This is a genomic window from Castellaniella sp. S9, assembly GCF_027257175.1.
GTDB lineage: Bacteria > Pseudomonadota > Gammaproteobacteria > Burkholderiales > Burkholderiaceae_B > Castellaniella.
The window spans coordinates 43,993-65,369 of sequence record NZ_JAPFGD010000011.1; the positions used below are offsets into that span (position 1 = coordinate 43,993).

17 protein-coding genes and 1 pseudogene are annotated in these 21,377 nt (G+C 70.9%); 15 read left to right on the forward strand and 3 right to left on the reverse strand.

The window, feature by feature from the left end; all coding sequences use genetic code 11:
• Nucleotides 1-96: 96 nt before the first annotated feature.
• Nucleotides 97-816: pseudogene (locus OOZ48_RS16465) on the reverse strand (efflux RND transporter periplasmic adaptor subunit); the annotation flags it as partial.
• Between the two features lie 43 nt (nucleotides 817-859).
• Nucleotides 860-1,705 (reverse strand): FadR/GntR family transcriptional regulator, encoded by an 846-nt coding sequence (locus OOZ48_RS16470; RefSeq protein WP_269499908.1) that lies wholly within the window; start codon nucleotides 1,703-1,705, stop codon nucleotides 860-862.
• A 246-nt stretch (nucleotides 1,706-1,951) separates the two neighbouring features.
• Between OOZ48_RS16470 and OOZ48_RS16475 the strand changes: the two genes are divergently transcribed.
• The 7 genes from OOZ48_RS16475 to OOZ48_RS16505 all read left to right on the forward strand — a co-directional run bounded on the left by OOZ48_RS16475 (nucleotide 1,952) and on the right by OOZ48_RS16505 (nucleotide 9,367).
• Complete coding sequence (locus OOZ48_RS16475) at nucleotides 1,952-3,151, forward strand: ABC transporter substrate-binding protein (protein ID WP_269499909.1); 1,200 nt, start codon at nucleotides 1,952-1,954, stop codon at nucleotides 3,149-3,151.
• A gap of 110 nt (nucleotides 3,152-3,261) precedes the next feature.
• Nucleotides 3,262-4,119, forward strand: a complete 858-nt coding sequence (locus tag OOZ48_RS16480) for a branched-chain amino acid ABC transporter permease (RefSeq protein ID WP_269499910.1) — start codon at nucleotides 3,262-3,264, stop codon at nucleotides 4,117-4,119.
• Entirely contained in the window at nucleotides 4,119-5,111 is a 993-nt protein-coding gene (locus tag OOZ48_RS16485; RefSeq protein WP_269499911.1) for a branched-chain amino acid ABC transporter permease, read from the forward strand. The genes OOZ48_RS16480 and OOZ48_RS16485 overlap by 1 nt, the downstream gene beginning before the upstream one ends.
• Nucleotides 5,108-5,887, forward strand: coding sequence for an ABC transporter ATP-binding protein (locus OOZ48_RS16490; RefSeq protein WP_269499912.1), 780 nt, complete (start codon nucleotides 5,108-5,110; stop codon nucleotides 5,885-5,887). Before OOZ48_RS16485 ends, OOZ48_RS16490 begins: the two co-directional genes overlap by 4 nt.
• Complete coding sequence (locus OOZ48_RS16495) at nucleotides 5,884-6,582, forward strand: ABC transporter ATP-binding protein (RefSeq protein ID WP_269499913.1); 699 nt, start codon at nucleotides 5,884-5,886, stop codon at nucleotides 6,580-6,582. The genes OOZ48_RS16490 and OOZ48_RS16495 overlap by 4 nt, the downstream gene beginning before the upstream one ends.
• Nucleotides 6,579-7,871, forward strand: a complete 1,293-nt coding sequence (locus OOZ48_RS16500) for a Zn-dependent hydrolase (protein WP_269499914.1) — start codon at nucleotides 6,579-6,581, stop codon at nucleotides 7,869-7,871. Before OOZ48_RS16495 ends, OOZ48_RS16500 begins: the two co-directional genes overlap by 4 nt.
• Nucleotides 7,868-9,367, forward strand: coding sequence for a M81 family metallopeptidase (locus tag OOZ48_RS16505; protein WP_269499915.1), 1,500 nt, complete (start codon nucleotides 7,868-7,870; stop codon nucleotides 9,365-9,367). The genes OOZ48_RS16500 and OOZ48_RS16505 overlap by 4 nt, the downstream gene beginning before the upstream one ends.
• Nucleotides 9,368-9,381: 14 nt before the next feature.
• Here OOZ48_RS16505 and OOZ48_RS16510 read toward each other — a convergent pair whose 3' ends face one another.
• Nucleotides 9,382-10,173 (reverse strand): alpha/beta hydrolase, encoded by a 792-nt coding sequence (locus OOZ48_RS16510; protein WP_269499916.1) that lies wholly within the window; start codon nucleotides 10,171-10,173, stop codon nucleotides 9,382-9,384.
• Between the two features lie 117 nt (nucleotides 10,174-10,290).
• Between OOZ48_RS16510 and OOZ48_RS16515 the strand changes: the two genes are divergently transcribed.
• The 8 genes from OOZ48_RS16515 (at nucleotide 10,291) to OOZ48_RS16550 (ending at nucleotide 21,377) form a co-directional block, all read left to right on the forward strand.
• Nucleotides 10,291-11,346: a FecCD family ABC transporter permease gene (locus tag OOZ48_RS16515; RefSeq protein ID WP_269499917.1), complete on the forward strand. Its 1,056-nt coding sequence runs from the start codon at nucleotides 10,291-10,293 to the stop codon at nucleotides 11,344-11,346.
• 4 nt (nucleotides 11,347-11,350) lie between these two features.
• On the forward strand, nucleotides 11,351-12,136 hold the full coding sequence (locus OOZ48_RS16520; RefSeq protein WP_269499918.1) for an ABC transporter ATP-binding protein: 786 nt from the start codon (nucleotides 11,351-11,353) through the stop codon (nucleotides 12,134-12,136).
• Nucleotides 12,137-12,179: 43 nt separating this feature from the next.
• Complete coding sequence (locus OOZ48_RS16525) at nucleotides 12,180-13,394, forward strand: ABC transporter substrate-binding protein (RefSeq protein WP_269499919.1); 1,215 nt, start codon at nucleotides 12,180-12,182, stop codon at nucleotides 13,392-13,394.
• Between the two features lie 42 nt (nucleotides 13,395-13,436).
• A complete protein-coding gene (locus tag OOZ48_RS16530; protein ID WP_269499920.1) occupies nucleotides 13,437-14,273 on the forward strand; it encodes an alpha/beta hydrolase in 837 nt (278 codons plus the stop codon).
• A 69-nt stretch (nucleotides 14,274-14,342) separates the two neighbouring features.
• Nucleotides 14,343-15,998, forward strand: coding sequence for a (2,3-dihydroxybenzoyl)adenylate synthase (locus tag OOZ48_RS16535; RefSeq protein ID WP_269499921.1), 1,656 nt, complete (start codon nucleotides 14,343-14,345; stop codon nucleotides 15,996-15,998).
• Nucleotides 15,999-16,000: 2 nt separating this feature from the next.
• Nucleotides 16,001-16,252 carry a phosphopantetheine-binding protein gene (locus OOZ48_RS16540; protein WP_269499922.1) on the forward strand — a complete coding sequence of 84 codons (252 nt, stop codon included), beginning with the start codon at nucleotides 16,001-16,003 and terminating at the stop codon, nucleotides 16,250-16,252.
• Nucleotides 16,249-20,256: an amino acid adenylation domain-containing protein gene (locus OOZ48_RS16545; RefSeq protein ID WP_269499923.1), complete on the forward strand. Its 4,008-nt coding sequence runs from the start codon at nucleotides 16,249-16,251 to the stop codon at nucleotides 20,254-20,256. The genes OOZ48_RS16540 and OOZ48_RS16545 overlap by 4 nt, the downstream gene beginning before the upstream one ends.
• Nucleotides 20,253-21,377, forward strand: coding sequence for a YncE family protein (locus OOZ48_RS16550; RefSeq protein WP_269499924.1), 1,125 nt, complete (start codon nucleotides 20,253-20,255; stop codon nucleotides 21,375-21,377). Before OOZ48_RS16545 ends, OOZ48_RS16550 begins: the two co-directional genes overlap by 4 nt.

Here is a 21,377-nt window from a genome sequence, read left to right on the forward strand (position 1 = left end):
GGGCTGCGTGGCGGTGCCGCCCTCGGCCGCTGCGGGATCGGGCTGCGGCATAGGCAGCACCTGCCGCACCGTTCCGCGCCACTGCCGCCCGTCTTGGGCCAGGGTCGTGAATACGGCCTCCATGCCCACGCGCAAGCGCGGGATGTCGGCTTCGGACACCTGCGTCCACACGGTCATGGCCGACAGATCGGCGATGCGCAGCAGCTTGGGTGTCTGGTAGGTGGCATTCAGGGTCTGACCGGGCCGCGCCTCCAGCGAGACCACGGTGCCGGCGATCGGCGCATAGATCCGGCTGTAGCCCAGCAGCGCCTCGTCGCCCTGCAGCGCGGCCTGGGTGCGCCGGATGTCGGCCTCGATGCGGCGCACGGTGGCCTCGGCGCCCAGCAGCTCCGCCCGCGTGGCGTCGGCCATCTGGATCGGTGTGGCACCGGTGCGCAACAGACGCTGGTGGCGCCCGGCATCCGCGCGCGCCAGGACGGCGGCCGCCCGGGCCCCGTCCAACTGGGCGCGCAGGGCCTCCAGCGAGGCCCGGCCGGCGTCCACGGTCGCCTGCTGCACGGAGGCGTCGATCTCCACCAGCAGCTGGCCGGGGACGACCGTGTCGCCCGCCTGGACGTGGATCTGCTGGATCTGCCCGGACACCTGCGGGCCCACGTCCACATAGTGCCGCGGCTGCAAGGTGCCCAGTGCATGGACGGTGGCGCGCACCGCGCCGCGCTCGACGCGCGCCACCTCGTACGCGGGCGCCGACGGGCGCCCGGCCCAGACGGCCGTGGCGGCCGCCGCCAGCGCCAGCAAGACCCACAGGACGCACACGCGCCAGCGGCGGAGCCCGCCGCCGGGCGCCGCCGCGGCGGTCTCAGTCGCGCTCCGCCTTGCGCGCCAGCCGGCGGGCCCGCGAGGCGATGGCGCGGCGCGACATTTCCGAGTCGAGGATCAGGCGCCCGTGCAGCCGGCCGTGCAGGCGCCGCACCGACGCCTGGGCGTCCTGCATGTGCTCGTGCATGAGGGTGCGCACGGTATCGGCATCGCGCGCGCGGGCGGCGGCCAGCAGCCGCCGGTGATATTCGACGTTGCTGGCGCCGAAATGCTGTTGTTCGCGCATCGGCATCTGGTTGTCGTAGACCGTCAGCTGGCGCAGCATCTGGTTGATCATCTCGCACATGAAGCGCAGGAAGGGATTGGGGCTGGCGGCGGCCAGGATGTCATGAAAGGTCATGTCCTCCTGGCGCTGCGAGAACTGGTCGGCCTGCGGGTCGCGCAGGGGATCGCATTCCTTGATGTTGCGCTCCAGCGCCTCGAATTGCGCGTCGGTCAAGTGCGGCACGGCGCTGGCGGCGAGCTCGGGCTCGAGCAGCTTGCGCGCCTGATAGATGTCGTCGATCGAGACTTCCTTGAAGAACAAATAGTTCTGCATGAGCTGGAACGCCCGGTCCAGCGGCACCTCGACCGCCATGCCGCCGCCGCTGGGTCCGGTGGTCACGCGGATCAGGCCCTGGACCTCCAGGGATTTCAAGGCCTCGCGCACGGTGCTCTTGCTGACGTTGAACATTTCCTGCAGCTCGGTTTCGCGCGGCAGGCGATCGCCGGGCAGCAGGTTTTTCGCCGTCATGAGGCGCTTGATTTCCTCGGCGACCAGATCGCTGCGCTTGGGTTGCGCCACGCTGCGCGTCACGGCCCGCTGTTTGCCTCGTGTGACGTTCAACAATTCCTTGCTCCTCGACCCCATCCAAGGCCTTTTCCGTCCCGTGCGCAGGCGGCGAACGGTGTCTTCGGGTTTCACCTGAGATGAATTCGCTTGACACGAAAATCCCGAAAATTCATTATACCCACAATCCTATTTATCATGATAAATAGGATGATCTCTCAAGGGCCGCCGGCACAGACCGGAACACCGCAGACAAGGCCCCCATCCATCGTCATGCCGCCTCCGGCGGCCAGGAGACATCACGTGAATCGCCGCGACCTACTCAAATTGACAGCGCTGAGCACCCTCCCCGGATCCCTGCTTTCGGCGCGTTCCGCCATGGCCCAGACCGACGCCATCCAGTTCGGCTGTCCGGTCCCGATTTCCGGCGCGTTCGCCGCCAACGGCAAGTTCGCCGACATCGGCATGAAGCTGGCGCTGGAGGAATACGGCAAGGTCCTGGACAAACCGCTCGCCTATACCGCCCTGGACACCGAGGGCAAGCCCGCCACCGCGGTGCGCAAGGTGCAGGAGGCGGTGCAGCAGCGCAACGCCCGGTTCTTCGCGGGCGGCATCCTGTCGTCCGAGTCCCTGGCCATGGGCAAGGAAATCGAACGCCTGGGCGGCGTGTTCATCACCACGGCCGGCGCCGACGAAATCACCGGCAAGGACTGCAACCACGCCACGTTCCGCTGGTCCGTGCCCACCTTCGGCGCCATCAACCAGACGGTGCGCCCGCTGATCGACCTGCACCCCGACGCCAAGCGGTGGTACACCATCACGCCGCAATACGTGTTCGGCGACGGCCTGCTGGACGCGGCCAAGGCGATCTTCAAGGAAAAAGGGCTCGAGCACGTCGGCAACAGCTACCATTCCCTGACCGAAAAAGAATTCAGCGGCTACCTGACCAATGCCATGGCGGCCAAGCCCGACGTGCTGCTGCTGCTGAATTTCGGCTCGCAATCCTCCGATACGCTGCGCCAGGCGGTCAGCTTCGGCATGAAGCAGAACATGGTCATCCTGGTGGCCTGGGCCTCGGGCCTGGAGCAATTCGAGGGCCTGGGCGCCGATACCTGCGAGGGCGTCTATTTCGGCGCACAGTACTGGCACGGCATCGACAGCCCGGCGAACGCCGCCCTGGTCAAGCTGTGCGGCGACAAGCTCGGCTACAACCCCAACTACAGCCTGGCGGGCTCGTACACCTGCACCCGCATCATGCTGGACGCCATCGCCAAGGCGGGCAGCGCGGATCCCGCGCAGGTCATCAAGGCCATGGAAGGCATGCAGTACGAGGGCCTGACCGGGTCCGAAACCATCCGCGCCGCGGACCACCAAGTGCTCAAGAACTACTACCTGCTCAAGGCCAAAGCCAAATCCGCCATGAAGGACAAGGACGACTACGCCGACATCATCAGCAGCGGCCAGTCCTTCCTGTCGCCCGAACAGGCGGGCTGCAAGCTCTAGTTCGACATCGCCGCGCGCGCGCGCCTGCATCCGCGCGGCGGCCTCAACCGGCCGGCGGGGGCCCGACCGCGCCCCGCCCGCCTCTTGCGTCCCGTCGGACAAAGGTCCTCATGAACGTCTATCTGCTGCAAGTCGTCAACGGCATCGGCATCGGCATGCTCTACTTCCTGCTGGCGGTGGGGATGTCGATCATTTTTGGCCTGCTGCGATTCGTCAACTTCGCCCACGGCGCGTTCTACCTGCTGGGCGCCTATTTCTGCTACCAGGCCGTCGAATGGGGCCTGGACTTCTGGCTGGCGCTGGCCATCGTGCCGCTGGCGGTGGGCTTCGTGGGCTGGGCCCTGGAGCGCGCCGTGCTGCGCCACGTCTACGACAAGGCGCATGAATTCCACATCCTGCTGACCGTCGGCCTGGCCCTGATCATCCAGGAAGGCGTGATCATGGTCTGGGGCCCGATCGGCGAGAACGTGGCCCCGCCCGACGTCCTGAAGGGCGTGGTCATGTGGGGCGCCTTCATCTATCCCAAGTACCGGCTGTTCGTGATCCTGTTCACCGCGGTGATCGCCGCCGGACTGTGGTGGCTGCTGGAAGGCACCCGGCTGGGCAGCGCGGTGCGCGCGGGCAGCGAATCCACCGACATGGTCTCGCTGCTGGGCCTCAACGTGACGCAGATCTTCAGCCTGACCTTCGGGTTGGGCGTGGCCACCGCCGCGCTGGCCGGCGTACTGGCCGCACCCATACGCGGGGCCGAGCCGTTCATGGGCCTGGAGGCCCTGGGCATTGCCTTCGTCGTCGTGGTGGTGGGCGGCATGGGCCGGTTCTCGGGCGCCCTGGTGGGCGGCCTGCTGATCGGCATCGTGCAAAGCCTGATGAGCACGCTCTGGCCGCAAGGCGCGCAACTCATGATCTACGTGGCCATGGGCGCGGTGCTGCTGCTGCGTCCGCACGGACTGCTCGGGAGAGGATGATGCAGGCGATCAAGGACAATCACCAATGGCTGATGGCCCTGGCCGTCGTGCTGGCCATGCCCCTGCTCATCGACTCGGGGTCGCTGGCCTCGGAGGTGCTGATCTATGCGCTGGCCGTGCTGGGCTGCAACCTGCTGCTGGGCTTCACCGGCCTGCTCTCGTTCGGCCAGGGGATCTTCTTCGGCGTGGGCAGCTACACGCTGGGCAATCTGCTGGTGCGCCTGGACCTGCCGCTGGCCGCGGCGCTGCCGCTGACGGTCCTGGCCGGGGTGGTCAGCGCGGTCTTGGTGGGCTGGCTCGCCATCCGGCAGCGCAACGTGTATTTCGCCCTGCTGACGCTGGCGATGGCGCAGATGTTCTACTTTCTGGCCTACACCATGACCGATCTGACCGGCGGCGACAATGGCCTGCTGGGCGTGCCGCGCCCGCCGCTGTCGATCCTGGGGGTGGAATTGCTGTCGCTGGAATCGCCCTGGCAGTTCTACCGCTTCGTGGCGCTGTGTTTCCTGGTGGCGTTCTGGCTGCTGCAGCGGGTCACGACCTCGGTGTTCGGCCGCACCCTGCTGGCCATCCGCGACAACGAGGCGCGCGCGGCCGCCGTGGGCTATGACGTGCACGGGCTGAAGCTGGCCGTCTTTGCCTTGTCCGGCGGCGTCACGGCGCTGGCCGGCGGACTGCTGGCGATGATGGCCGGCATCGCGCCGCTGTCCAGCATCGAATACCACAGCAGCGAAATGATCCTGGTCATGACCATCATCGGCGGCACCTCCAATCTGTTCGCCTCGCTGCTGGGCGCGGGATTCTATGTGCTGTCGGCGGACTGGCTCTCGTTCATCTGGCCGCGCTGGCTGTTGCTGCTGGGCGTGCTGCTCATGCTGGTCAGCCTGTACATGCAGCGCGGCCTGTGGGGCGTGCTGGAAAGCCTCTGGCGCCTGCTGCGCGGCCGCCGCGGCGCAGCGCCCGACGCCACCCAACCGGAGCAGCGCCCATGACCGCCACGCCAGTCCGTCCGATCCTGCGCGCGCAGGGCATCGTCAAGCGCTTCGGCAAGTTCACCGCCGTGCAGGACGTGAACCTCTCGGTCGCGCCCAACACCATCCATTCGGTCATCGGCCCCAACGGCGCCGGCAAGACCACGCTGTTCCATACCCTGACGGGCACCCTGCCGGCGACCGCCGGCACCATCGAGTTCGACGGCGTGGACGTCACGGCGCTGGCCGACCACCAGCGCGTGCGCCATGGGATCGCGCGCTCGTTCCAGGTCACCAGCCTGTTTCCCTCGCTGGACGTGCGCGAGAACCTGCGGCTGGCGGTGCAGGGCGTGCACCGGCTGGCGGCGGCGGACGGCTGGCTGCCGCCCACGGGCCCGCGCGCGCGCCGCGAGCTCGTCGACGAGATCCTGGAGCGCATGGGCCTCACCCGCGTGGGCGGCCTGCCGGCAGGCACGCTGTCGCACGGCCAGCAGCGCCGCCTCGAGGTCGGGATGGCGCTGGCCGCGCGGCCCAAGGCGATCTTCCTGGACGAGCCGACCTCGGGCATGGGCGTCGACGACATCGGCGGCATGAAGGCCCTGATCCATGGCCTGCGCGGCGACCACACGGTCGTGCTGATCGAACACAACATGGGCATCGTCATGGACATCTCGGACACGATCACGGTCATGCAGCAGGGCCGGGTGCTGGTCGAGGGCAAGCCCGAGGACATTCGCAACGACGCGCGGGTGCGCACCGCCTACCTGGGCAACATGATCACCGGAGGCGCGGCATGAGCCTGTCCGTCAAGGAAATCCACAGCTACTACGACAAGAGCCACATCCTGCAGGGCGTCTCGCTGGAGGTCCCCGAGGGCGGCGTGGTCACCCTGCTGGGCCGCAACGGCGCCGGCAAGTCGACCACGCTCAAGACCATCGCCGGCCTGATCGCGCCGCGCCCGGGCGCCATCACCTTCCGCGGCGAGGACATCGCCGGCCTGCCGGCGCACCGCGTGGCGGGACGGGGGATCTGCCTGGTGCCCGAGAACCGCGGCATCTTCAAGCTGCTGAGCGTCGAAGAGAACCTCAACCTCGGCCTGCGGCGCGATTCGCCCTGGCAGCTGGAGGACGTCTACCGCATCTTTCCGCGCCTGAAGGAACGCCGCGGCAACGGCGGCGGCCAGCTCTCGGGCGGCGAACAGCAAATGCTGGCGATCGGACGCGCGCTGATGAACCACCCGCGCCTGCTGATGCTCGACGAGCCGGTCGAAGGCCTGGCGCCGGTCATCGTCGAGGAGATCGTGGCGCAAATCGGGCAGATCCGGCAGGCAGGCGTCTCGATCCTGCTGGTCGAGCAGAACCTCGAGGTCTGCACCCAGCTCGCCGACCGCCACTTCATCCTCGAGCAGGGCCAGATTGTCTATTCGGGCTCGAACGAGGAATTCCGGGCCGACCATGCGGTCAAGGACCGCTACCTGGGAGTAAACGTATGACTGCAATAGCGAATGGACATTCGGGACTGGATGTCTCGGGACTGCGCATCGACGGCGGACGCCTGTGGGATTCACTGATGCGCCTGGCCCGCATCGGCGCGACCGACAAGGGCGGGGTCTGCCGCCTGGCCCTGACGGACCTGGACGGCCAGGGCCGCGACCTGGTCCGCGAATGGGCGCTGGAGCTGGGCTGCGAGGTCCGCGTCGACGCCATCGGCAATCTGTTCATGCGCCGCGCCGGCACCCGCGACGACCTGCCGGCCGTCATGGCGGGCAGCCACATCGACACCCAGCCGACCGGCGGCAAGTTCGACGGCAACTACGGCGTGCTGGCGGGCATCGAGGTCCTGCGCACGCTGCGCGACCACGGCATCCGTACCGAGGCGCCGGTCGAGGTCGTGGCCTGGACCAATGAGGAAGGCTCGCGCTTCGTGCCCGTCATGATGGGCTCCGGCGTCTTTGCGGGCGCCTTCACGCTCGAGCATGCCCTGGCGCAGCGCGACCGCGAGGGCGTCTCGGTGGCCGAGGCCCTGGCGCGCATCGGCTATGCCGGCCATCAACCCGACGACCCCGTGCGGGTGCGCGCCTATTTCGAGGCGCACATCGAACAAGGCCCGGTCCTGGAAGCCCACGATACGGTGATCGGCGCCGTGCAAGGCGCGCTGGGCCAGCGCTGGTACGACGTGACGATCCAGGGCCAGGAAGCCCACGCCGGGCCCACGCCCATGGAGATGCGCCGGGACGCCCTGCTGGCGGCCGCACGTCTCATCGAGTCGGTCAACGCCATCGCCCTGCGGCATGCGCCGCACGGCCGCGGCACCGTCGGCTGGATCGATAATTTTCCCAATTCGCGCAATGTCATCCCCGGCCGCGTGCGCCTGACGGTGGACCTGCGTGCCGCCGATGACCCGGTCCTGGACGCCATGGACCGGGCGCTGGCGCAGGCCTGCAGCGCACTGGAGGACGGCGGCGGGCTGAGCGTGTCGCTGGAGCCGGTCGTGTATTTTCCGCCGCAGGCCTTCGATCCCGAACTGGTCGGCCTGGTGGACGAATTCGCCGGACGCCTGTCCTACAGCGTCATGCCGGTCGTCAGCGGCGCGGGGCACGATGCCGTGTACCTGGCGCGCGTGGCGCCCACCGCCATGATCTTCGTGCCGTGCAAGGACGGCATCAGCCACAACGAGGTCGAGGACGCCCGGCCCGACCACCTGGAGGCCGGCTGCAATGTGCTGCTGCAGGCCATGCTGCGCGTGGCCGGCGTGGGCGCCATCGAGGGGGACGCCGCATGAAAGTCCTGATTGCCCGCATGAATCACGAGACCAATACGTTCTCGCCCGTGCCCACGCCCCTGTCCGCCTTCGGCCCGCAAGGGCCGGTCTACGGCGCCGAGGCTCTGGCGGCGAACCTGGGCAAGCGCACCGCGATGGCGGCCTTCATCGACCTGGCGCGGCGGCACGGCGCCGAGATGGTCACCCCCATCGATGCCTCGGCCTATCCCAGCGGCCCGGTGGACGGGGGCGCCTACCAGCACATCTGCGACCACATCGTCGCCGCCGCGCCCGGCTGCGGCGCCCTGCTGCTGGACCTGCACGGCGCCATGGTGGCCGAGACCACCCCGGACGGCGAGGGCGACCTCCTGGAACGCCTGCGCGCCTGCCTGCCCGGCGTGCCCATCGCGGTGGCGCTGGACCTGCACGGCAACGTCACGCAAAAGATGATCGACAACGCCAACGTGATCGTCAGCTTCAAGACCTATCCGCACATCGACATGTACGAAACCGGCGAGCACGCCGGGCGGCTGCTGTTCGACATGCTGGCCGGGCGCAAGCGCCCGGTCCTGGCTTGGCGGCGGCTGCCGCTGCTCAGCCACACGCTGTGCAGCGCGACGGACTCGCCCGCCATGCGCGACGCGGTCGAGGCCGCGCGCGCCGCCGAGGCCGGCGGCCTGCTGGCCGTCTCGGTGCTGGCCGGATTCGGCCTGGCGGACATCCCCCACCCCTGCCTGAGCGTGGTGGCCGTGGCGGACGGCGATCGCGAGGCGGCGCAGCGCGCGGCGCAGGATCTGGCCGAAAGGATCTGGGACGCGCGCGAGGGGTTCCGCTACGAGCGCGAGCCGCTGGAGCGATCCCTGGCGCGCGCCCAGGCCATGGCGCGCACCGCGGACCGCCCGGTGCTGCTGCTGGACCACGGCGACAACTGCATGTCGGGCGGCACCTGCGACACCATGGACGTGCTGTCGGCCGCGCTGGAGCGGGGGCTGGACGGCATCCTGGCGGGGCTGTACTGCGACCCGGGGGCGGTCGCCGAACTGCATGCGGCCGGCGTGGGCGCGGCTGTCTCGCTGCCTGTGGGCAACAAACAATCCCTGGCCCACCTGGGACGCGACGCGCAGCCCGTGACCTTGCAGGGCACCGTGCTGGCGATGAGCGACGGCTGGTACACCATCACCGGCCCCACCTACACCGGCCAGCGCGTCTGCATGGGACGCAGCGCCGTGCTGGACGTCGGCGCGGCGCGCCTGGTGCTGACCGAACGCACGCACGAACCCTGGGACCTCGGCGTCTTCGAGAGCCTGGGCCAGGATCCGCGCCAGGCGCGGTTCCTGCTGCTGAAGTCGCGCATGTACTGCCGGCCGGTGTTCGTGCCGATCTCGGCCGGACTGGTCGAGTGCGACAGCCCCGGGGCCACCAGCGCCGACTGGCGGCTGTTCCCCTTCAAGCAGCGGGCGCGGCCGCTGTATCCCCTGGAGGATGTGGGTTCCGACACGGCGGCCTACGCGAACTGAGCACGCGTCCGCCGTCAGTCGCGCAGGCCCTGCAGCAGCCAGTGCCAGCCCGGCATCAGGGCGTCGCGCGGCGCCGTCCGGTGGCCGCGGCCCGGCAGGACGGCGCTGCGCAGGCGCAGGCCGGGGCAGCGCGCGAATTCCGCCGCCAGCGCGTGCATGCCGTCCACCATGCCGCGCGCCTGCCGCATGGCCAGGCGCCGCGCCTGCTCATCGGGGTCCGCATCCGCGTCGTCCGGGCCCAGCCCCTGCTCGTGCTCGCCCACCGTCAGCTGGATGCCCAGTGCCGGCAGGCCGCGCACGCACAGCCAGGCCCGCCGCCGGCGCAGCAGGCGCAAGGCATGGCGATTTCCCCACCATACCGAGGGGCTGGAGAGGACGTAGCCGTCAAAGGCGCCGGGCCGATGCGTCAGGACGTACAGCCCGAACAGGGCGCCCAGGGAGTGGCCGCAAAAGACCCGGCGCCGGCCGTCGAGGGGGTGGTCGGCGGCCACGCGCGCGCTCACGCGATCCAGGGTGCGCAGCCAGCGGCCGGCGTGGCCCGCATTGCCGGGCGGCGGCGAGGGGCGGTCGTGCCGCCGGGGCGTGTAGTCCCACACCCGGTCCGCGGGTTCGCCCGGGGCGAGGCCCACCAGCAGCCCCGGCAGGCCGGAGGGGTCGGCGCGCATGAGGTCGAACTGATGCGCATCCAATACATAGGCCACCGGCCAGCCGGCCGCCGGCGCGGGCCCGGGCGGCACGGCGATCCGCACGGCGCAGGCGCGGCCATCGGCCAGGGCCAGGGCGAAGGAGGGACTCGAGGTGATCATGGACGGGGGCCGGGACGAAGCACCTCATGATCCACTATACTTTCCGTGCTGTAAACGGTTCTCATTCTTTTCGGGTTTCAAGCGCGCGCCCGCACGCGGCCCGGTCCTTCCCTAGGCATGGAATCCTCCCTGACGCCCGCTGCCCCCGCCTTGGTCCACTATCGGCACATGCTGCGCCGCCGCTGGCTGCTGGTGGGGGCGCTGATGGCCGTGATCCTGCTGTCCATCCTGGCGGATTTCATGCTGGGCCCCGCAGGCCTGGGCTGGGCCGAACTCAGTCACGCCTTGTTCCATCCGGCGCAGGCCGACCCGACCACGCGCGTGATCGTCTGGGACATCCGCCTGCCGTATGCGCTGATGGCCGTCGCCGTCGGGCTGGCCCTGGGCCTGGCCGGCGCCGAGATGCAGACCATCCTGAACAATCCGCTGGCCAGCCCCTTCACGCTGGGGATTTCCTCGGCGGCCGCCTTCGGCGCCTCGCTGGCCATCGTCCTGGGGCTGTCGCTGCCGGGCGTGCCGCAATCCTGGTCGATCGCCGCCAACGCCTTTGTCTTCGCCCTGGTGTCCGCCCTGCTGTTGGACGCGGTGGCGCGCTGGGGCTCGATGAGCACGGCGGGACTGGTGCTGTTCGGCATCGCGCTGGTGTTCTCGTTCAACGCGGCCGTGTCCCTGGTGCAGTTCGTCGCCAGCGCCGAGGCCCTGCAGGGCCTGGTGTTCTGGACCATGGGCAGCCTGGCGCGCTCGTCCTGGCCCAAAGTCGGCATCATGCTGCTGGCCTTCGCCATCCTGCTGCCGCTGTCGCTGCGCGACACCTGGAAGCTCACGGCACTGCGCCTGGGCGAGGACCGGGCCGCCAGTTTCGGCATCGACGTGCCGCGCCTGCGCCTGACGGCCCTGGTGCGCATCAGCCTGCTGGCGGCGCTGGCGGTGTCCTTCGTCGGCACGATCGGCTTCATCGGCCTGATCGCGCCGCACATCGCCCGCCGCCTGTTCGGCGAGGACCATCGCTTCTACCTGCCGGGCAGCGCCCTGGTGGGCGGCACCATCCTGTCGCTGGCCTCGATCGCCTCGAAAAACATCGTGCCCGGCATCATCATCCCGGTCGGCATCGTGACCTCGCTGGTGGGCGTGCCGTTCTTCCTGGCGGTGGTGCTGCGCCGGCAGATGAGGTAGGGCCATGCTGCAGATCCAGGACCTGTCGGTGGCCTACGGCCGCCGCCCCATCATCCACCAGTTGTCGGCCGGCCCGCTGATGCCCGGCCGGGTGGTGTCGCTGCTGGGCCCCAACGGCAGCGGCAAATCGACGCTGCTCAAGGCCATGGCCGGTCTGCTGAAGGCCTCGCACGGCCAGGTCATGCTGGACGGGCAGGACCTGACGCGCCTCACCTTCGAGCGCCGGGCGCAGCACGTGGTCTACCTGCCGCAGTCCCTGCCGGCGGCCGTCCACCTGCGGGTGTTCGAATCCGTCATGGTGGCCGCGCGCGCCTCGGACCTGGACCCGCAGGCCCAGGCCGTCGACCCGCAGCGCATCCTGGAGGTCCTCGGCCGCCTCGGCATCGAGCACCTGGCCATGCATTACCTGGACCAGCTCTCGGGCGGGCAGAAGCAGTTGGTGGGCCTGGCGCAGGCCTTGATTCGCAAGCCGCGGCTGCTGCTGCTCGACGAACCGCTCTCGGCCCTGGACCTGAACTACCAATGCCACGTGATGGATCTGCTGACCCAGGAAACGCGAGACCACGGCCTGACCACGCTGATCGTGCTGCACGACCTGAACATCGCCCTGCAGCGCAGCGACGAGGCCCTGCTGATCCGCGCGGGCGAGCTCGCGGGCCACGGCCGGCCGGACGAGGTCATCACCGCCGAGTCGCTGGCCCAAGTCTACGAGGTCTCGGCCCGGGTCGAGACCTGCTCGCGCGGACTGGCGCACATCCTCATCGACGGGCTGTGCGCGCCCGCGTCCTGAGCCGCCCCTCCCCGAACCCTCCATCGACCACCCGGCACAGCCCATGCGACTCTACCCCTCGACCGCCCGCCCCGCCGCAGCCATCGGATCCTCCCCGCGCACCAGACCGGGCGCGGCGCGCCTGCGCGCCGCATTCGCGGCGCTGATGCTGTCCGCGCTGCTGGCCGGCCTGGCGGCGCTGGCCCCGCGGCCGGCCCTGGCGGCACCCATCCAGGTCACCGACATCCTCGGACGGCAGGTCACGCTGCCGGGGCCCGCACAGCGGGTGGTCCTCGCCCAGGCACGACATTTCCAGGTGCTGTCGCTGCTGACGCCGGATCCGGCGGCGATCCTGGCGGGCTGGTCCGACGAGTTCAAGACCTCTTTCGCGCCGGACTACCAGGTCGCGCTCCAGCGCTTTCCCAGTCTGGCCGGGGTCCCGGTCGTGGGACGCCACCGGCCGGACACGTTTTCGGTAGAAGGCACGCTGGGGCTGCGCCCCGACCTGGTGGTCATGACCGCATCGTTCGCCGGCCTGGCGCCGGGCCAACCGGCCGGCGAATCCCCACTGATCGGCCGGCTGGAAGCAGCCGGCGTCCCGGTGATCGTGATCGATTTCTTCATCCGGCCCATGGAGAACACCGTCCCCAGCCTGCGGGCGCTGGGCGCGGCCATCGGCCACGCGGACCGGGCGGAGGCGTTCATCCGCTTTTACGAGGCGCACCTGGCGGCCATCGCGAAACGGCTGGAGGGCCTGGCCGACGCGGACCGCCCACCGGTCTTCGTCCACGCCCACGCGGGCATCACCGACTGCTGCAACTCGCCGGGAGTGGGGACCTTCAATGAAATGGTCCGCTACGCGGGGGGCCACAACATCGGCGCCGACGTGCTGAAGACCGCGACCGGCAAGCTGAATTTCGAATACATCAATTCGCGCGCGCCGCAGGTCTATGTGGCGACGGGCACCGGCTCGGACGCCGCCAAGGGCCTGGCCATCGGGGCTGGCGTGGACCCGGCCGATGCGCGCGCCAGCCTGTGGCGCGTGATCGAGGGCAATCACCTCGACGCCCTGCCGGCGGTGCGCTCGGGCAACAGCCATGGCATCTGGCATGCCTTCAACGACTCGCCGCTGCACGTGGTGTTCATCGAGGCGCTGGCGCACTGGATCCATCCTGAGCGTTTCGCCGACATCGACCCGGCCGCGACGCTGGAGGCGATCAACACCCGCTTCCTTGCCGTGCCGCTCGAGGGCACCTACCTGGTGGATCTCGAGCCCTGATACCGTGGAACGCGACACCACGGCCGGCCTGCGCCCGGCGCCATGACCGTCCGGGAAACCGAGCTGCCCGCGTATCCCGCCGGCACGCAGCCGGCGCGGCGCCTGCGCCTGCACGTCCCGGCCGGCATGGCGCCGCCGGCCGGCTGGCCCTTGCTGGTGCTGCTGGACGGCGATTGGGTCTGGCCGCCGCGCCCGGCGCCCGGCGCCCTGGCGCACTGCGCCGTGCTGATCCCCGGCCATGATGCGGACGAGGCGCAGGCGCTTGCGCGCCGCGCCCTGGACTACACGCCGCCGGCCCCGAGCGGCGGTCGCTGGCCCGACCCGCGCGTGCCCCGCTGGCAATGCGGCGGCGCCGACGCCTTCCTGGACGCCTTGCTGGGCCCGATGATGGATTGGGCGCGCACGCAGGCTGCGATCGACGGCCGGCGCCTGGCCCTGTACGGCCATTCCTACGGCGGCCTGTGCGCCCTGTACGCCCTGGCGACACGGCCGGGAGCCTTCACCCACACGATCTGCGCCAGCCCCTCGCTGTGGTGGCGCGACGGCCTGGCCGCGGACGTGCTCGACCGCCTGCGGGACGCGCCCCCACCGCGTCCGCTGCGCCTGACGCTGATGGCGGGCACGTTGGAACGCTGGCACACACAGCCCCGCGATCCCGCCGCGCCGCACGCCCGCCGCGGGGGCGTGCCGACTCTGCCGGCCTTGCGTGCGCTGGCTGCCCGCCTGGCGGGCATCCCCATGCTGGATTGCCGGCTGGAACTGCTGGAGGACGTGGGCCACGGCGACGCCTTGTCCGCCTCCGCCCGACGCGCCATCGCGCTGGCGCTCGATCCGATCGATCCCGGAGAGCCCCGGAATACGGGCCTGAACGGAAGCTGAACCCGGTCCCGGCTGGACCGATATCAGGGAAATTTCCTATACTCTTGGATTATAATCATTCTCATTATCATGAGCACAATCAATTCAAACCCTCTTCCGCAACAGGTCTGGCCCGCCGAGTTCGCCGAGCGCTACCGCGCCGCCGGCTACTGGCGCAACGAGACCTTCGGCGCCTGGCTGCGCGAGCGCGCCACCGCGCATCCGGACCGGATCGCGGTCGTCGGCGGCGACCAGCGCTGGAGCTATGCCGAGCTGGACCGCCGGGCATCCGCCCTGGCGGCCGGCTTTCTGCAAGCCGGCCTGCAACGCGGCGACCGCGTCCTGGTGCACCTGCCGAACATCCCGGACTTCATCGGCGTGGTCATGGGGCTGTTTCGTGCCGGGCTGATCCCGGTGTATGCCCTGCCCGCCCACCGCATCACGGAAATCGAGCATTTCGCCAAGGGCTCGGGCGCGCGCGCCTACGTGGGCGCCGCCACGCACGCGGGCTTCGACTACCGCACGCTGGCGCGCGAGCTGCGCGGACGTTGCCCATGGGTCGAGCACGTCTGGATATCCGGCGAGGCCGAGGAATTCGCCGCGCTGGACACCCTGTACGCAACCGACGGCGCCGCATTGCCGGCCACCGTCTCGCAAGGCTCCGACGTCGCCTTCCTGCAGATTTCGGGCGGCAGCACGGGCCTGTCCAAGCTGATCCCGCGCACGCACGACGACTATATCTACACGCTGCGCGAATCGGCGCGGATCTGCGGCCTGGGCCCGGACTCGGTGTTCCTCGGCGCGCTGCCGATCGCACACAATTTCCCCATGAGCTCGCCCGGATTCCTGGGGACGCTGTACGCCGGCGGCCGGGTCGTGCTCAGCCCCGCGCCCGACCCGGAGACGGCCTTTGCGCTGATCGAGCGCGAAAGCGTGACCGTCACCAGCCTGGTGCCCCCGCTGCTGCTGCAGTGGCTCGACCTGGCGCCCAAGGCGCGCCAGGACCTGGGCAGCCTGCGGACCATCCAGGTGGGCGGGGCCAAGCTCTCGGCCGAGGTGGCGCGGCGCGTGCGTCCGGTCCTGGGCGCGACGCTGCAGCAGGTGTTCGGCATGGCCGAGGGGCTGGTCAACTACACGCGTCTGGACGACCCCGACGAGATCATCATCCACACGCAGGGCCGGCCGATCAGCCCGGCCGACGAGATCCTGATCCTGGACGACGAGGGCCGGCCGGTCGAACCGGGCCAAGCCGGGCACCTGCTCACGCGCGGCCCCTACACGATCCGCGCCTACCATGACAATCCGTCCGCCAACGCGCGCTCGTTCACCGAGGACGGCTATTACCGCACCGGCGACGTGGTGCGCATGACCCCCGAAGGCTACCTCGAGGTCCAGGGCCGCGCGGGCGACCACATCAACCGCGCCGGCGAGAAGATTTCGGCCGAGGAAATCGAGGATCACTTGCTGTCGCACCCCCAGGTCTTCGACGCCGCGGTGGTCTCGGTGCCCGACGAATACCTGGGCGAGCGCAGCTGCGCCTTCATCATTCCCAAGGACGGCAAGCCGCGCCCGGTCGAACTGAAGCAATGGATCCGGGGGCGCGGCGTGGCCGACTTCAAGGTGCCCGACCAGATCGTGTTCGTCGAGCGCTTCGCCTCGACCGCCGCACTCAAGATCAGCCGCAAGGCGCTGCGCGCCGACCTGCGGGCCCAACTGCTGGCGCAACAAGACGCACAAGGAAACTGACCATGTCCGACACGAGCCCGCTGACCCTGGAGCGCATGCGCGCGGACGTCGCCCGCATGCTGCACGAAGACCCGCAGGACATCCGTGACGATGACAATCTCATGGACCTCGGGCTGGACTCCATGCGCATCATGAAACTGGCCTCGGGCTGGCGCGAGGCCGGCGCCAACCTGGACTTTGCGGACCTGGCGGCCGAGGCCACCCTGGCGCACTGGTGGTCCATCGCCGCACGAGCCTCGGGCCAGGCGGCATGATCCCTCCCGAACCCGCGGCCGCAACGCGGGCGCTGTCCTGGGCGCCGCTGACCGAGGCCCAGGAAGGCCTGTGGTACGCCCAGCGCCTGGACCCCGCCAATCCGATCTTCAATCCGGCGCACTGCACGACACTGCGCAGCGCGCTGGACGTGCCGCGCTTCGTGCAGGCCGTGAACCAGGCCCTGGACGAGGCGCAAGCCCTGTCGCTGCGTTTCGAGGACCGGCCCGACGGCCCCGTCCAGGCCCTGGATCCCGCCCGAACGCCGCGCCTGGAGGTCCGCGACCTGCGCGCGGATCCCCAGGCCGAGGAACACGCCTGGGCCTGGATACGCGCCGACCTGGCGCGGCCGGTCGACCCCGTCGCCGAACCGCTGGCGCGCCAGGTCCTGTTCCTGTGCGGCCCCGCGCTGGCCTTGTGGTACCAGCGCGTCCATCACCTCGCCGCGGACGGCTACGGCATGGCCCTGATCGAGGGGCGCGCGATGCGCCTGTACGGCACGCCGGACGGCGCGGCAGCGGAGCCTGCGCTGGCGCCGCTCGCCCCGGTCTGGGCCGAGGACCAGGCGTGGCGCAGCGGCGAGGCGCGCAGCCGCGCACGCGAATTCTGGCTGGCGCAATGCGCGGGACGCATGCCCGCCGCCAGCCTGGCCGCGGGCACCGCCCTGAGCGCCCACACGTGCCTGCGCGAAGAACATCCCGCGCCCGCCGACCTGGTGGATGCGCTGCGGGCACTGGAAATCGCCGCCGACGTCAGCTGGCCGGATATCCTGACGACGCTGGGCGCGGCCTATGTGGCGCGCCACCTCGGCCCGGAGGCTTGCGTGGTGGGCGTGCCGGCCATGGGCCGCCTGGGCAGCCGCAGCGCGCGCGCCGTGGCCACCATCATGAATGTGGTGCCATGGGTCTGCGAGCTGGACGAGTCCTCCCCCATGGCCGACCTGCTGATGGCCGCCGCGCGCGACCTGCGCGGCCTGCGCCGCCACAGCCGCTACCGGGCCGAGCACTTGCGCCGCGACCTGGCGCTGCCCGGCGGCCTGCCGCGCCTGCACGGCCCCATCCTCAATGTCCTGCCCTTCGACGCCCCCTATGCCGCGGCGGGGCTGGACGCCTCGCAGGCCGTGCTGTGCACCGGCCCGGTGGAGGACCTGACCTTCAGTTTTCGCGCCGCGCCGGACGGCGCCGGCCTGCGCATCGAGGTCGAAGCCAATCCGCATCTATACACCGCGGCCCAGGCGCGGGCCCATCTGGCGCGCCTGACGGTGTTTCTGGGCACCGCTCTGCGGGCGCCGCGGCTGGCCGACGCACCGACCCTGACGCCCCGGGAGCACGAGCGCTGGGCGCTGGCGCCCAACCGGACGGCCCATCCCGTGCCCGAGGGCACGCTCTGGTCGCGCATCCAGGCGCAATTGCGGGCGCGGCCGGACCACGTGGGCCTGGAGGACGCCGAGGGCACCTGGACCTATGCGGACATCGACGCCTGGACCGCAGCCGCCGGCCGCCGGCTGCGCGCCGCCGGCGCTGGGCCGGGCGCCCGCGTGGCGGTGGCCCTGCCGCGCTCGGCCCGGCGGGTCCTGTGCCTGCTGGCCATCCTGCGCAGCGGCGCCGCGTACCTGCCGCTGGATCCACGCCAGCCGCCGGCCCGCCTGCGCGGGATCCTGGAGGACTCGCAGGCCTGCGCCCTGGTGGGGCCGGCCGCGTTATGCGAGGGCCTGGCGGCACGGCCGCTGTCGCTGGCCGCGCTCGCGGCCGAGGACGCCGGGGCGCCGGGCCCGCCGCAGGGGCCGGCCGCCGGCCCGGAGGATCCGGCCTATGTCATCTATACCTCGGGTTCGACGGGCGCGCCCAAGGGCGTCATCGTCCCGCATGCCGCCATCGTCAACCGCCTCGAGTGGATGCGCGCGCACTACGCCATCGGCCCGGCGGACCGCATCCTGCAAAAGACCCCGGCCACCTTCGACGTCTCGGTCTGGGAACTGTTCCTGCCCTTCCTCAGCGGCGCCCGGCTGGTCGTGGCGCCGCCCGACGCGCATCGCGATCCGGCCTGGCTGTGCCGCCTGGTGCGCAGCCACCGCATCACCGTGATGCACTTCGTGCCGTCGATGCTCGCCGCCATCCTGGAGGAACCCTCGGCGCAAGGCCTGCGGGCACGGCTGGTGTTCTGCAGCGGCGAGGCCCTGCCGGCGGCGCTGCGCGATCGGTTCCATCGAACCATCCAGGCCGGGCTGCACAATCTGTACGGCCCCACCGAGGCCGCGGTCGACGTCTCGTATTGGGCCGCCGACGCCGCGGACGACAGCCGGCCCGTCCCCATCGGCTGGCCGGTCTGGAACACCGGACTGCACGTGCTCGATGAGCGACTGCGTCCGGTGCCGCCCGGCACCCCGGGGCAGCTCTACCTCAGCGGACGGCAACTGGCCATCGGCTACCTGGGCCGGCCCGATCTGACCGCCGAGCGCTTCATCGCCGCCCCGCCGGGCCTGGAAGCCGGCGACCGCCTGTACGCGACGGGCGACCTCGCCACGCGCCGCAGGGACGGCGCGGTGGCCTACCTGGGCCGCCTGGACCATCAGGTGAAACTGCGCGGCCAGCGCATCGAGCTGGGCGAAATCGAGGCGATCCTGGCCGCCCGCCCGGAGGTTGCGCAAGTCGCCGTGCTGGCGCGCGAGGACCGGCCGGGACACGCCCTGCTCGCCGCCTACGTCGTGACAGAATCCGGATACGAGGCCGATCCGGACATCCTGGCCGCCCACGCGGCGGCCCACCTGCCAGACTACATGGTGCCCACGGCCTGGGTGGTCCTGCCCAGCCTGCCGGTCACGGCCAACGGCAAGCTCGACCGTCGCGCGCTGCCCGCACCAGCCCAGGACCGCCCCCGGGGCGGACGGCCGCCGCACACCGCGGCCGAGCGCCGCGTGGCCGAGGGCTTCCGCGCCATCCTCGACTTGCCGGGGACACCAGGCGCCGACGACGATTTCTTCGCCCTGGGCGGACATTCCCTGCTGGCGGCGCGGCTGGCGCTGTGGCTGCGCGACGGGGAACGGGATCTTTCATTGGGCACGGTCTTTCAGTATCCGACGGTGGCGCGGCTGGCCGCGCACCTGGAGGCGCGGGCGCTCGAGCCGGCGGGCACGCCGCAGGCGGGCTTCGGCCCGGTGGTGACGCTGCGCGAGGCCGAGGGCCGGCCCGCCCTGTTCTGCATCCATCCGGCCGGCGGCCTGTCGTGGTGCTATGGGACCTTGGCCCGGGCCCTGGCCACGCCGCGCACCGTGCATGGCCTGCAGGCGGCGGCGCTGGCCCTGGACGGCACTGCGCCCCCGGCCAGCCTCGCGGAGATGGCGCGCGACTATGCCGACCGGGTGCAGGCGCTGCAAAGCGCCGGGCCTTACCATCTGGCCGGCTGGTCGGTGGGCGGCATACTCGCACACGCCGTGGCGGCCGAACTGCAGGCGCGCGGCCAGGCGATCGGCGTGGTCGCCCTGCTGGATGCCTATCCTTGCGACGCCTGGCGCGATCGGCCCGAACCGGCGCCCGAGGACCTATACAAGGCCTTGCTGCATATCGCCGGGGCCGATCCCCAGGCGCTGCCGCCCGAGCGCCTGAACCGCGCGGGTGTGGTCGACTTCCTGCGCACCGGGGGCCATCCCCTGGGCGAGCTCTCGGATGCACGGCTGGATGCGGTCTTCGACACGGTGGCCCACACCAACCGCCTCGCCCGCGCCCATCGGCACACGCCCTACGCCGGCGAGGCCCTGCATTTCCAGGCCGCCCTGGACCACGTGGACTCCGGCCTCAGCCCGCAGTCCTGGCACGCGCACGTCGGCGCACTGGCGGTCCACGCCGTGCCCGCCACGCATGCGGCCCTGCCGGCGGCCGAGGCCACCGGCCGCATCGCCCCGATCCTGGACGCCTGTCTGGCCGCGGCCGACCGGGCGCACCGCGACGATGCGCGGAGCCCGGCACGGCGCGCAACCCCAACGATTCCCTCGCACAAGGAACCCGCATGATCCTGACCACCACCCGGCGTCCCCTCGCCCGCAGCGCCCGGCTTTTGCTCGCCGGAGCCGTCCTCGGCCTGGCGGCCGGCTGCGCCGCCACCGACCCCGTCCCGCCGGCGCCCGCCGCCGTCGCGCCCGCCGCGCCCTCATGGTCTTTCGAGGCGCATGGCATCGGCTTGGTCCCCGGGGTGTACCAAAGCGCCTACAGCGCCCGCTTGCAGCGGCTCTACGTCGCCAGCGCGGTGGGCCGTCCGCCCGTGCGCGAATCGCGGCTGCTAAAGATCGATCCCGCCTCGCTGCGCGTCGAGGCCGTCGTCACACCGGCGCCGCAGGCCAGCCGCCAGGACGGCCAGGTCCAGGCCATCTACGGGGTCGCAGCCGACGACGCCCACGGCCAGGTGTGGGCCACCAACACCCGCAGCGGTTCGGTCGCGGTCTACCGGCAATCGGACCTGGCGCTGGTCAAACAGTTCGCCGACAATGCCGTGCCGCATGCACGCGACGTGGCGATCGACGCAGCGCATGATCGCGCCTATGTGTCCTCGCCCGCCAGCAACGTCATCCACGTATTTGACACGGCCACGCTGCAGCCCTTGCCCGGCATCACCCTGAGCGGGGCCGGCGAGGCGCCCAAGCCCATGAGCCTGGCCCTGGACGCCGCCCGCAAGCGCCTGTACACGGTCAGCCTGAACACGGCGGAGGTTTTTGCCATCGATACCGCCACCGGCCGCCAGATCGCCCGCTATGCCGTCTCCGGCGTGCAGGGCGCCTCGGGCATCGCCGTGGACAGCCAGGCGCAGCGGCTCTACGTGGCCTCGCAGAAATCGGGGGACGTCACCGTGCTCGATGCGCGCGATGGTCGCGTGCTGCAACGCGTGCCGACCGGTGCCGGCGCCCTGAACGTGGCGTTCGATCCCCTGCATCGCCTCGCCTACGTCGCCAACCGGGGCGCCGGCACGGTCACGGTCCTGAACGATGCGGGCGTGATCCAGGCGCAAATCGCCAGCGGCTCGGCCCCGAACCATATCATCATCGATCCGCAGGGCATCGCCTGGCTGCTGGTCAAGACCAAAGGCAAGAACGATCCGAACGGCGACCGCCTGATCCGCATCGAGGCCCATGCGAAGTGA